General features: G+C 68.2%; 9 protein-coding genes. 5 read left to right on the top strand and 4 right to left on the bottom strand.

Annotated elements, in window-relative coordinates:
- Nucleotides 1–1,127, top strand: a 1,127-nt coding sequence (locus QZV72_RS06855; protein ID WP_297006581.1) for an acyl-CoA dehydrogenase family protein, incomplete at its 5' end; no start/stop codon positions are given.
- A 28-nt stretch (nt 1,128–1,155) separates the two neighbouring features.
- A complete protein-coding gene (locus QZV72_RS06850) occupies nt 1,156–2,361 on the top strand; it encodes an acyl-CoA dehydrogenase family protein (RefSeq protein WP_297006580.1) in 1,206 nt (401 codons plus the stop codon).
- 291 nt (nt 2,362–2,652) lie between these two features.
- Here the strand turns inward: QZV72_RS06850 and QZV72_RS06845 are convergent, their stop codons facing one another.
- On the bottom strand, nt 2,653–2,979 hold the full coding sequence (locus QZV72_RS06845; RefSeq protein ID WP_297006578.1) for a PLD nuclease N-terminal domain-containing protein: 327 nt from the start codon (nt 2,977–2,979) through the stop codon (nt 2,653–2,655).
- Nucleotides 2,980–3,169: 190 nt separating this feature from the next.
- Nucleotides 3,170–4,936, bottom strand: a complete 1,767-nt coding sequence (locus QZV72_RS06840; protein ID WP_297006576.1) for an AMP-binding protein — start codon at nt 4,934–4,936, stop codon at nt 3,170–3,172.
- Nucleotides 4,937–5,272: 336 nt separating this feature from the next.
- Between QZV72_RS06840 and QZV72_RS06835 the strand changes: the two genes are divergently transcribed.
- Entirely contained in the window at nt 5,273–7,897 is a 2,625-nt protein-coding gene (locus QZV72_RS06835; RefSeq protein WP_297006575.1) for an ATP-dependent Clp protease ATP-binding subunit, read from the top strand.
- 44 nt (nt 7,898–7,941) lie between these two features.
- Here QZV72_RS06835 and QZV72_RS06830 read toward each other — a convergent pair whose 3' ends face one another.
- Nucleotides 7,942–8,931, bottom strand: coding sequence for an A/G-specific adenine glycosylase (locus tag QZV72_RS06830; RefSeq protein ID WP_297006573.1), 990 nt, complete (start codon nt 8,929–8,931; stop codon nt 7,942–7,944).
- Between the two features lie 102 nt (nt 8,932–9,033).
- Between QZV72_RS06830 and QZV72_RS06825 the strand changes: the two genes are divergently transcribed.
- Together QZV72_RS06825 and QZV72_RS06820 are read left to right on the top strand one after the other, a co-directional pair.
- Complete coding sequence (locus tag QZV72_RS06825) at nt 9,034–9,702, top strand: carbonic anhydrase (RefSeq protein WP_297006571.1); 669 nt, start codon at nt 9,034–9,036, stop codon at nt 9,700–9,702.
- 187 nt (nt 9,703–9,889) lie between these two features.
- On the top strand, nt 9,890–10,612 hold the full coding sequence (locus QZV72_RS06820) for a hypothetical protein (RefSeq protein WP_297006569.1): 723 nt from the start codon (nt 9,890–9,892) through the stop codon (nt 10,610–10,612).
- Between the two features lie 14 nt (nt 10,613–10,626).
- Here QZV72_RS06820 and radA read toward each other — a convergent pair whose 3' ends face one another.
- Nucleotides 10,627–12,081 carry a DNA repair protein RadA gene (gene radA, locus QZV72_RS06815; protein WP_297006567.1) on the bottom strand — a complete coding sequence of 485 codons (1,455 nt, stop codon included), beginning with the start codon at nt 12,079–12,081 and terminating at the stop codon, nt 10,627–10,629.
- Nucleotides 12,082–12,163 lie beyond the last annotated feature (82 nt).

Below are 12,163 nucleotides of genomic sequence, written 5' to 3'. Positions count from 1 at the left end.
CGCGCCCCGCGAAGGTGCTCTTCGACCTCACCCCGACCGAAGACCAGGAGATGCTCGTCGGTGCCGTCCGCGAGTTCGCCGAGGACCAGCTCCGCCCCGTCGCCCACGACGCCAACGAGGCCGCCGTCACCTCCCCCGAGGTTCTCGCGGCCGCTGCCGAGCTCGGTATCTCCCTGATCAACCTCCCGGAGGAGTACGAGGGACTCGCCGCCGAGTCATCCGCCACCACCGGGGCCATGGTCGCCGAGGCCCTCGCCTTCGGCGACATGGGCCAGGCCGTCGCGATCCTCGCCCCCGCCGGCGTCGCGAACACCATCACCAACTACGGTGACGACGCCCAGCAGAAGACCTACCTCCCGGAGTTCTCCGGTGAGAACGTCCCGGTCTCCGCGGTCATCGTCAACGAACAGCGCGCCCTGTTCGACCCCTTCGTCCTGCAGACCACCGCCAAGCGCGAGGGTGACCACATCGTCATCAACGGTGTGAAGACCATGGTCCCCAACGCGGGTTCCGCCGAGCTCTTCGTCATCGCCGTCGACCTCGACGGTGTGAACACCTTCGCCATCGTCGAGTCCTCCACCGAAGGCGTCGTTGTCGAGGCCGACCCGTCCATGGGTCTGCGTGCAGCGTCCCTGGGCCGTGTCCTGCTCAAGGACGTCAAGGTCCCGGCCGCCAACCTGCTCGGCGGCGCCGAGCTGGACGCCGACACCCGCGGCGAGAACTACGCCGAGATCATCCGCCGCGCCCGCCTCGGCTGGGCGGCGTTGGCCACCGGCACCTCCGAGGCCGTCCTCGAGTACGTCAAGCCCTACGTCCTGGAGCGCACCGCCTTCGGCGAGCCGATCGCCAACCGTCAGGCCGTCGCCTTCATGGTCGCCAACATCCGCATCGAACTCGATGCCCTCCAGCTGATCACCTACCGTGGCGTCTCCCGCCTCGACCAGGGCCGCTCCTTCAACCGTGAGGCCGGCCTCGCCCGCCGCTTCGCCGCTGACAAGGGCATGCAGATCGGTTCCGACGGCGTCCAGCTGCTCGGCGGCCACGGCTTCACCAAGGAGCACCCGGTCGAGCGGTGGTACCGCGACCTGCGTGCCGTCGGTGTCGCCGAGGGCGTCGTCGTCCTCTAGTCCGCAACCACTCGAAGGAGCATAAGAAATGATCAACCTCGAACTCCCGAAGAAGCTGCGGGCCACCGCCAACCAGGCGCACCAGGCCGCAGCGCAGATCTTCCGTCCGATCTCCCGCAAGTATGACCTCGCCGAGCACGAGCGTCCCGTCGAGCTCGACACCATGGCCTCCCTCGTCGAGGGGATGACCGACGGTGGCGGCGACATGGCCGGCGCGTCCGGTGGCCGTGGTGACAGGAAGAAGGACGCCGGTGTCCGCAACGGCGGCAACATGGCGTCACTGATCAACGTCATCGAGACCTGCTGGGGCGACGTCGGACTGACCCTGTCCCTGCCGTACCAGGGCCTGGGCAACGCAGCTGTCGCCGCCGTCGCCACCGATGAGCAGCTCAAGCGTTTCGGCAAGGTGTGGGCCGCCATGGCCATCACCGAGCCCCAGTTCGGTTCCGACTCCGCCGCCGTGGCCACCACCGCCAAGCTCGACGGTGACGACTACGTCCTCAACGGGGAGAAGATCTTCGTCACCGCCGGTGAACGCTGTGACCACGTCGTCGTGTGGGCGACCCTCGACAAGTCCGCCGGCCGCGCCGCCATCAAGTCCTTCCTCGTCCCGCGCGACACCCCCGGTTTCGAGCTGGTTCGCCTGGAGCACAAGCTGGGCATCCGGTCCTCGGACACCGCCCACTTCATCCTGGACAACGTCCGCGTGCCGAAGGAGAACCTGCTCGGTTCCCCGGAGATCGACACCAAGAAGTCCTTCGCGGGTGCCATGGCGACCTTCGACAACACCCGCCCGCTGGTCGCCGGCATGGCCGTCGGTGTCGCCCGGGCTTCCCTCGAGAAGCTCCGTGAGATCCTCACCGAGGCCGGCGTGGAGATCGACTACGACGCCCCGGCCTGGAACCAGACCGCGGCAGCCTCCGAGTACATCCGCCTCGAGGCCGACTGGGAGGCGGCCTACCTGCTGACCCTGAAGGCCGCATGGATGGCCGACAACAAGCAGCCGAACAACAAGGAGGCCTCCGAGTGCAAGGCGAAGGCCGGTCGCATGGCGACCGAGCTGACCCTGCGCGCCGTGGAGCTCGCCGGTTCCTTCGGTTACTCCGAGCGCTCCCTGCTCGAGAAGTGGGCCCGTGACTCCAAGATCCTCGACATCTTCGAGGGTACCCAGCAGATCCAGCAGCTCGTCGTCGCACGCCGCGAGCTGAACCTCTCCTCCGCCCAGCTGAAGTAGCAGGTCAGAGTGGGTACCGGTGGTACCCGTACCCGTCCAGGGCAGACGCGACAGCGGCGCCCGGTCACAATGACCGGGCGCCGCTTCCGTGCCTGACGCAGATCCGCAGCCCTGGGGGTGGAAGTGAGGCGGCTCAGGACCCCGGGGAATGGGCACGCGGGGTGTCGCCACCAGTACCGAGGGGGCTTCACGGTCGCTACCAGTACCGAGATGCGGTAGTCAGGTACCTGATTTCCGCGTGACGGTACTGGTGGCTGCACAGGGCGGCGGGCCGGTAGACGGAGCAGGGGATCAGAACCGTCCGCTGCCCGGTGCCCGCCAGTTGGTGTCCGTCGGTGCGTACGGATCCCTGTACGGATCCCTGTACGGACCCCTGGAGAGTTGCGCGCCGCGCCCCCAGAGGAACCAGACCAGCGGTCCCAGCACCGGGAACACGAAGGCTGCGATGACCCACAGGACCTTGCCACCGACAGTCAGGGTGCGGGTTCTCAGAATGCTGACGAGCGCTGCAATGAACAGCACCGCAAGCGCGATGACGACCGCCGCGACGAGGATCAGGACAACGAACCACCATCCTCCGGAATCGGAGGTGCCGGTGGTTTCTGCGAGGTGGATCATGGTGGAAACGCTGCTCCTTCCTGGGAACTGATGACACTGTCTCCTCCATGGTGCCGCTGTGCCTGGCACCGGTCGTCATCCCCGGGTATGAGAACGGCGAGCCGCGGCCCGGACAGCACGAAGCCCCGGTCCACCGCACGGGCGGCGGGCCGGGGCAGGGCAGGAGAGGGGTGCCTCAGGCGGCGTCCGCTCAGTCCTCCATGCCGTTGTCGATCTTCGGCAGCTCACGCGGGACGATCTTGCCGACCGCGTTGCGCGGCAGCACGTCCATGAACACGAAGTAGCGGGGCACGTTGTGGCGGGCCAGCTTGGCCTTCACCGCGAGCTTGGCCTTCTCGGCGAAGCCGTCCTCGGTCTCGCCCTCGTTGAGGACGACGTAGCAGGCCAGTGCCTGGCCGAAATCGGGGTCGGGCACACCGTGCACGGCGACCTCGTAGACCTCCGGAAGGTCCGAGATCACGTCCTCCGCCTCCTGTGGATAGACGTTCTCGCCGCCGGAGACGATCATGTCGTCGCTGCGCCCGGCGAGGTAGAACAGGCCGTCCTTGAAGTAGCCGAGGTCCCCGGTGGAGACCAGACCGTGCAGGTTCTCCTTGTCCACGCCCGGACGGGTGTAGCCGTCGAAGAGGAGGTCGTTGCCGACGAAGACGCGGCCGATCTCACCCTCGGGCAGGTCGTTGCCCTCGTCGTCGACGACCTTCAGAGTCGTCGCCATCGGGGCTTTGCCGGCGGTCGTCGGGTGGGCCTCGAGCTCGTCCGGCTTCGCGATGGACGCCCAGGAGACCTCGGTGGACCCGTAGAGGTTGTAGAGCACCTTGCCGAACTTCTCGTGGGTGTCACGGATGACGCGCGGCGGCAGTGCCTCACCACAGGCGACGATGTTGCGCACGCCGGGGTTGAACTTCTCCGGGACAACCTCCAGCAGACGGCGCAGCTGCGTCGGGACGATGGCGATCGTGTCCGGCCGGTTCGCCTCGATGAGCTTCACGGCGTCCCGCGGGTTGAACTTGCGCTGCAGGATGAACGTCGCGCGCAGTGCGAGACCCAGCTGGATCTGGCAGAAGCCCCAGAGGTGGAACATCGGGGCCGGCACGTAGTAGCCGCGGTGGTGCTTCAGCGGGATGCGCGACATGATCGAGGACGCCGGCAGGTAGGTCTTCGGTTCCGGGCGTCGGGCGCCCTTCGGGGTGCCGGTCGTGCCGGAGGTGAGGATGATGGTGCGTCCGCGGCGCGGGTGGCCCGGGATCTTCTCGGTGCCGGGGGAGGTGCGCAGCACCTCGGTGAGGGTCGGCCACTGGGCGTTGCGCACCGCATGGTCCTCGGACTCCTTCGCCTCGGCGACGTTGGAGGCGTACTCGATGACGTCGTAGCCGAGGGAGGCCTTACGCTCCTTCTCCTCGTCGGTCAGTGGGGCGGCGGCGGAATCCTGGTTCTCCTCCCAGTTGATGATCACCGGGCACTCGTCGAAGCCCTTGGGCAGCAGCGGGATGAACTCCTCGTCGATGAACAGCAGGTCGATCTTCTGCTCCTTCATCACCGCGCGGGTCTGGGACGCGGAGGCACCGGTGTTGAACAGGACGATGTCGGTGCCGAGGCGGCCGTGGGCGCACAGGGTCATGAGGAAGCCACGGTGGTTGCGGCTGAGCATCCCGATCCTGTCGCGCTCCCGGACACCGGTGCGGTACAGTGCCTGGGCCAGCTTGTTCGTCTGGTCGTGGAGCTCGCTGTAGGTGATCGAGCCGGCGTCGTCGATGACGGCGGTGTGGTACGGGTCCTGTGCCGCCCCGAGAGAGAGCAGACCGGCGGGGGTGAAGGACCACTGGTATATCGACTTCAGGGCCTTACCCATCGCCAGCGGGCCCATGAGTCCCAGGACGCCGGACTTGAACAGGGGCAGGGTGCCCTCGGCGAGCTTCGGTAGCTCCCTGAGGGTGACGGCGGGATCAGATCCGCTCATGGTGGTCCTTCTCTCTGATGTTGCGGGATGGCAGGTGGTGACGGGCGGTGGTCCACACGCCCTTGTGTAATCCAGGTTACAGATAGAAATGTCCGGATTCGGCCGTTTACTTGTTTTTGAGGAAGCGAGCACCGGATGCGTCTGTTCGCTGACGGCGTACAACGTCGTGAATCATCAGAAAAAACCATGGTGACCTGCACGTTCATGGGGCTCGAGGGGGTCGTCGGCACCGGGAACACCCGCCGGAGGGGTGACGTTGACGATGGTGAGTCAACGGTGGGTCGGGAAGTCACTAAGGTGGTGCCCGTATCCGACCCCGCGAGTAAGGGAGAGCTCATGTTCGAGAGGTTCACTGACCGGGCGCGGCGCGTCGTCGTTCTGGCGCAGGAGGAAGCCCGCGCGCTCAACCACAACTACATCGGCACCGAGCACATCCTGCTCGGCCTGATCCACGAGGGGGAGGGCGTCGCCGCCAAGGCCCTGGAGTCCATGGGGATCTCCCTGGAGGCCGTCCGTACCGAGGTCGAGGACATCATCGGGACCGGCGGACACCCGCCGAGCGGCTACATCCCGTTCACCCCCCGCGCCAAGAAGGTGCTGGAGCTGGCCCTGCGCGAGGCCCTGCAGCTCGGCCACAAGTACATCGGCACCGAGCACATTCTGCTCGGCCTGATCCGCGAGGGTGAGGGTGTCGCCGCCCAGGTGCTGGTCAAGCTCGGGGCTGATCTGTCGCGCGTGCGTCAGCAGGTCATCCAGCTGCTGAGCGGCTACGAGGGAGGCGAGCCGGAGAGTGAGCACGCCTCCGACGAACCCGCCGGTGCCGGTGTGGGTGGCGGCGACGGCGTTCCGTCGGCCCCGTCCGGTAAGCCGGGCCAGAAGTCGAACTCCCTGGTCCTCGACCAGTTCGGACGCAACCTGACGCAGGCGGCCAAGGACGGCAAGCTTGACCCGGTGGTCGGCCGTGAGAAGGAGATCGAGCGCATCATGCAGGTGCTCTCGCGGCGTACCAAGAACAACCCGGTGCTCATCGGCGAGCCCGGTGTGGGCAAGACCGCCGTTGTCGAGGGTCTGGCCCTCGACATCGTCAACGGCCGCGTCCCGGAGACACTCAAGGACAAGCAGCTCTACTCGCTGGACCTGGGTTCCCTCGTCGCCGGTTCCCGGTACCGCGGCGACTTCGAGGAGAGGCTGAAGAAGGTCCTCAAGGAGATCAACCAGCGGGGCGACATCATCCTGTTCATCGACGAAATCCACACCCTCGTCGGTGCGGGTGCCGCCGAGGGCGCGATCGACGCGGCCAGCATCCTCAAGCCGAAGCTGGCCCGCGGTGAACTGCAGACCATCGGTGCGACGACCCTCGACGAGTACCGTAAGCACATCGAGAAGGACGCCGCCCTCGAGCGTCGTTTCCAGCCCGTCCAGGTACCGGAGCCGAGCGTCGAGATGACGGTCGAGATCCTCAAGGGTCTGCGTGACCGCTATGAGGCGCACCACCGGGTGTCCATCACCGACTCGGCGCTCGTCGCAGCGGCCCGGCTGTCGGACCGGTACATCAACGACCGCTTCCTGCCGGACAAGGCCGTCGACCTCATCGACGAGGCAGGCGCGCGTATGCGCATCAAGCGGATGACCGCGCCGAAGGCCATCCAGGACGTCGACGACAGGATCGCCGAGGTCCGCCGCGCCAAGGAAGCTGCCATCGACGACCAGGACTTCGAGAAGGCCGCCTCGCTGCGCGACGACGAGCGCAAGCTCTCCGAGGAGCGGGCGGAGAAGGAGAAGCAGTGGCACGCCGGTGAACTCGACGACGTCGCCGAGATCGGCGAACAGGAGATCGCGGAGGTCCTCGGGGCCTGGACCGGTATCCCCGTCGTCCAGCTCACCGAGGAGGAGACCTCCCGTCTGCTCCACATGGAGGACGAGCTGCACAAGCGGATCATCGGCCAGGAGGACGCCGTCAAGGCGGTCTCCCGGGCCATCCGCCGCACCCGTGCCGGTCTGAAGGACCCGAAGCGTCCCTCCGGTTCCTTCATCTTCGCCGGCCCGTCCGGTGTCGGTAAGACGGAGCTGTCCAAGGCGCTCGCGGAGTTCCTGTTCGGTGACGAGGATTCGCTCATCTCCATCGACATGGGCGAGTTCCACGACAAGTTCACCGCGTCCCGCCTGTTCGGTGCACCCCCCGGATACGTCGGTTACGACGAGGGCGGCCAGCTCACCGAGAAGGTGCGCCGCAAGCCGTTCTCCGTGGTCCTGTTCGACGAGATCGAGAAGGCCCACTCCGAGATCTACAACACCCTGCTGCAGGTGCTCGAGGAGGGCCGTCTCACCGACGGTCAGGGCCGGGTCGTGGACTTCAAGAACACGGTCCTCATCTTCACCTCGAACCTCGGCACCAGGGACATCTCCAAGGCTGTCGGCATGGGCTTCTCCTCGACCGGTGAGACGGACGAGAAGGGCCAGTACGAGCGGATGAAGGCGAAGGTCAACGACGAGCTGAAGAAGCACTTCCGGCCGGAGTTCCTCAACCGCATCGACGACATCGTGATCTTCCACCAGCTCACCCAGGCCCAGATCGTGGAGATGGTCGATCTGCTCCTCGGCCGGCTGCGCAAGGCTCTCGCCGACAAGGACATGGCGCTGGAGGTCTCCGAGCAGGCGAAGGACCTGCTCGCCAAGCGGGGGTTCGACCCGGTGCTCGGTGCCAGGCCGCTGCGTCGGACCATCCAGCGGGAGATCGAGGACCACCTGTCCGAGGAGATCCTCTTCGGCAATGTCCACGCCGGCGATATCGTCACCGTCGACGTCGAGAACTGGGACGGCGGTTCCCGGACCGACACCGCAAGGTTCGTCTTCGGATCGAAGCCGAAGCCGGCTCCGGTCGTCATCCCCGAGATCGCGGACGACGCCGAAGACGACATCGCGACCGTCGACGCCACGGCGGACGCCGGCGACTCCCAGTAGCGTCACCCGGGGACGTCATCCTGACGCCTCCGCCCCGACGGGGGCTACCGCGGCAGGCGGTAGCCCCCGTCGTGGCGTTCCACCAGTCCGTCGGCGAGCAGGGACGCCAGGGCACGGTCACGCTGTGCGGCGTCCGGGCCGGAATCCGGGAAGCTCTCCGCCGACCCCCGGGCACGCAGCACCGCCATGATCCGGCCACGCACCTGACGGTCGGTGCCCTCGAACTTCTGCACCCGCCGCTTCGCCTCCGCCTTCGCGGCATCGGAGGGCTCGGGGCGCCCCAGGGCAAGCCAGCGGCAACGTGAGGCGACCGGGCACTCCCCGCAGCGCGGGGACCGGGCTGTGCACACCGTCGCCCCGAGCTCCATGAGGGAGGCGCACATCCCCAACGCCTCACGGCGGCGTCCACGGTCGTGCAGCGGGCTGGTGTAACCGCGTTTCGTCAGGTCAGGGTCCTCGTCGACCCACGGCATGAGGTCGGCGACGTCGGCGAGATCGCGGGCCTTCGCCGGGCCCTGCAGGTACTCCCCGCGCACGATCCGGCGCTGGACCCGTCGGACATTCGTGTCCACGACCGGGACCGCCGTCCCGAAGGCGAAGGCGGCGACAGCCCTGGCGGTGTAGCCGCCGATACCGGGCAGGGCGAGCAGCTCGGAAACGGTCGAGGGGACCTCGCCACCGTGCCGCGCGACGATCGTCCGGGCACACTCGCGCAGCCGCAGCGCCCTGCGCGGGTAGCCGAGGTTCGCCCAGGCACGGAGAACCTCGTCGACGGGGGCAGCAGCCAGATCCGTCGGGGTCGGCCACCGCTCCATCCAGTCCCGCCACAGCGGTTCCACGCGGGCGACGGGGGTCTGCTGCGACATGACCTCACTGAGAACCACCGCCCAGGCGGTTGTGCCGGGCTCACGCCAGGGCAGCGGACGGGCGGTCCGGTCGAACCACTCGTTGAGCAGTTCTCCCAGTGAGTGCGGCGCACCGGGCGCACGGTGGGGCTCTGACGGGGCGCGGTCGGCGGAAGCGGGTGCTGTCATGATGGTCCACTGTGCCTCAGCGGCGGGCGTCGGACCAACCGGTGGGCGCCGGCGGCAGGTCTGATCCGGCCCGGCGGCACGGGGGTGGCACAATAGTTTTCCATGACCACAGATCAGACTGCAGTGTCCGCGGCGTCCCGCACCCCACAGGAGGCGCTGGATTCCCTCATCCGCGGTAACGCCCGGTTCATGGCCGAGGAATCCGCCCACCCCCGGCAGGACGGCGCCCGTCGTGAACTGATGACCACCGGACAGCGTCCCTTCGCCGTCGTTCTGGCCTGTTCCGACTCACGTGTCCCGGTGGAGATCATCTTCGACCAGGGCCTCGGTGACATCTTCGTCATCCGCACCGCCGGGGAGATCACCGACCTCTCGGTGCTGGCGTCGCTGGAGTTCGCGGTCGTCGGTCTCGGCGTCCCGTTGGTCGTGGTGCTCGGCCACGAGAGCTGTGGTGCGGTCGGCGCCGCGCAGAAGGCTCTGGAGACCGGTGAGCTGCCCTCCGGTTTCCAACGGGTACTGGTGGAGAAGGTGACACCCTCGCTCCTGGCGTCCCGCGCGCAGGGCAGGGAGTCCACCGCGGACTTCGAGCGTCACCACGTCGTGGAGATCGCGGCGCACATCGTGGACCGCTCCCCGCAGATCCTCCACCGGCTGAAGGAGGGCACCGTGGGGGTCGTCGGCATGCGCTACCGGCTGTCCGACGGGTTGACCGAACCAGTCGTGAACTACGGGACGACCATCGACGGTGTCCCCCGGCAGCCGTTGGACTGAGCAGGTGCCGGGCACGTGCCGGGCACGTGCCGGGCACGCGCCGGGCACAGGCCGGGCACAGACCGGGCACAGACCGGCGGCGGCACCGGGAGTGGCTGTGGCGTGGCTGTGGCGTGGCGGTGTCGTGATCGTGTCGTGACCGTGTCGTGACCGGAAAGCCGGGCATCCGCTGGATAGACTGGTCGGCGTGAGCCAGCCCACGAGTCCGTACAACCGCCCCCTGCCCCCGGAGATCTACCGTCGCCGTCGTATCGCCGCCGGGGTCGGACTGCTGGCGATTGTCGTGGTACTGGTGCTCATCGTCCGCGCGATCACCGGTGGTGGCGGATCAGACTCCGTGGCGGACGGTTCAACGGGTCCTGTGACGACCTCCGGCACCGTGTCCCGTGCCACGGGCGCGACCGGGTCCGCCCGCTCCGCCGGGGCGTCGACACAGGAGGCGACCGGCACCTCCGGGCAGGGGAGTGCCGCCGACCACCGGGACGGGGAGACCACCGGGGCCGTTGAGCCGGGCACCGTCTGCTCCCCGGACGTGCTGCGGCTGGAGGTCCGCGCCGGCGCCCCGACGTACGCCGCAGGTCAGCTTCCGGACTTCATCATGAGCGTCACCAACACCTCCGGGGCCGACTGCACCGTGGATCTCGCGGCGAACCCGATGAGCTTCGAGGTTTTCAACCTCGCCTCCTACGAGCGGATCTGGGGTGACACGGACTGCAACGAGCCGACAGTGACCCAGGACATTGACCTGACCGCCGGGGAATCCCGCAACTTCGCACTGAACGGTTGGTCGCGCACCACCTCAGCCCCGGACGAGTGCACCGACCGGGCGGATGCCGGCACCGGGGCTTTCCTGCTCTACGGGCACCTCGGTGACAAGGTGTCCGAACCGGGCACCTTCAACCTCGCCTGAGCACCGGGGAGCGGTCAGTCCCGGTCCCGCCTCCGGCGCTCCGGGTGCCTGCGCTCGGCGCGTCCGGCCAGCCCCAGGTGGTCCAGGGCCTCACCCAACGTCCGTACGGGGATGATGCGCAGGCCCTTCACCCGCACCCGGTCGGCGTCGCGGGTGGACGCCGGCACGATGGCCGAGGTGAACCCCAGTCTGGCGGCCTCGGACAGTCGCAGGCGGAGATCCGGGACGCGCCGGACCTCACCTCCCAACCCGAGTTCGCCGACTGCGACGAGACCGTCCGGCAGGACCCTGTCATGCCGGGTGGAGGCCAGCGCGATCGCGGTGGCCAGATCCGCCGCCGGTTCACTGATCCTCATGCCGCCGACCGTCGCCACGTACACCTCGTGCCCCATGAGATCGATGCCGCAGCGACGGGCGAGCACGGCGAGGATGGTCGCCACCCGACCGGTGTCGACGCCGGTCACCACCCGGCGGGGATTGTGCTGGTCGGTGTCCAGGGCGAGCGTCTGGATCTCCCCGGGCATCGCACGTCGTCCGTCCATGAGCACGGTGACCGCCGTACCCGAGACCGGTTCGTCCCGTTGGTTGAGGAACAGGCCGGAGGGGTCGGGAACCTCCCGGATCCCCTCGCCGGTCTGCTCGAAACAGCCGACCTCATCGGTGGCCCCGAAACGGTTCTTCTGACCGCGGAGGAACCGCAGTGCGCTGTGCCTGTCGCCCTCGAACTGCAGCACCACGTCCACCAGGTGCTCGACGGTCCGCGGGCCCGCGACGGCGCCGTCCTTGGTGACGTGACCGACCAGGAGCACCGGGATGCCGGTGGTCTTGGCGAAGGTGGTCAGTGCCGCGGCGACGGCCCGGGTCTGCGCCACACCACCGGCCACCCCCTCCACCCCGGTGGCGTGCAGGGTCTGCAACGAATCCACGATGACCAGTTCGGGACGGGTCACCTCGATCTGCCCCAGGGCGGTCTCCAGGTCATGTTCGGCGGCGAGCCAGAGGTTCGGTGACAGGGCGTCGGTGCGCCCGGCCCGCTGCCGGACCTGACCGACCGATTCCTCGGCGGTGATGTACAGGACGCTGCGCTCCTGCCGCGCCCACCGGTTGGCGACCTCGAGCAGCAGTGTCGACTTGCCGACGCCGGGTTCCCCGGCCAGCAGAACCGCACTGCCGGGCACCACACCACCGCCGAGAACGCGGTCGAGTTCGCCGATGCCGCTGGGCCGGTGCACCGCCCCGGTGGGGTCGATGTCGGTGACCTTCCGGGCAGGTGAGGCGGGTGCCAGACCGGACAGGGACACCACCCCTCTCCGCGAACCTGCTCCGGTCGCCGGGGTGGACGCAGTGAGAAGTGCGGGTGAGACCTCCTCCACGGTTCCCCATCCACCGCAGGACGGGCACCTGCCCACCCACTTGGACACGCGGTGGCCGCAGGAGGAGCATTCGTAGCCTGGGGACTTCTTCGCCATGGATGACAGCCTATCCGCGACCCGGACACGGAGAACGCGCGCCACCCGTACAAGGGGAACGCGCGTTCGATGAGTCAGGTCG

The sequence above is a fragment of the uncultured Corynebacterium sp. genome, from assembly GCF_902782855.1.
Lineage (GTDB): Bacteria > Actinomycetota > Actinomycetes > Mycobacteriales > Mycobacteriaceae > Corynebacterium.
This window is presented reverse-complemented; position numbering and strand designations above follow the sequence as displayed.

What these genes read in the sequence shown, in the direction of transcription:
- QZV72_RS06850 (WP_297006580.1), top strand. Translation starts at nt 1,156, where the DNA reads ATGATCAACCTCGAACTCCCGAAGAAGCTGCGGGCCACCGCCAACCAG.
- QZV72_RS06845 (WP_297006578.1), bottom strand. Translation starts at nt 2,979, where the DNA reads ATGATCCACCTCGCAGAAACCACCGGCACCTCCGATTCCGGAGGATGG.
- QZV72_RS06840 (WP_297006576.1), bottom strand. Translation starts at nt 4,936, where the DNA reads ATGAGCGGATCTGATCCCGCCGTCACCCTCAGGGAGCTACCGAAGCTC.
- QZV72_RS06835 (WP_297006575.1), top strand. Translation starts at nt 5,273, where the DNA reads ATGTTCGAGAGGTTCACTGACCGGGCGCGGCGCGTCGTCGTTCTGGCG.
- QZV72_RS06830 (WP_297006573.1), bottom strand. Translation starts at nt 8,931, where the DNA reads ATGACAGCACCCGCTTCCGCCGACCGCGCCCCGTCAGAGCCCCACCGT.
- QZV72_RS06825 (WP_297006571.1), top strand. Translation starts at nt 9,034, where the DNA reads ATGACCACAGATCAGACTGCAGTGTCCGCGGCGTCCCGCACCCCACAG.
- radA (WP_297006567.1), bottom strand. Translation starts at nt 12,081, where the DNA reads ATGGCGAAGAAGTCCCCAGGCTACGAATGCTCCTCCTGCGGCCACCGC.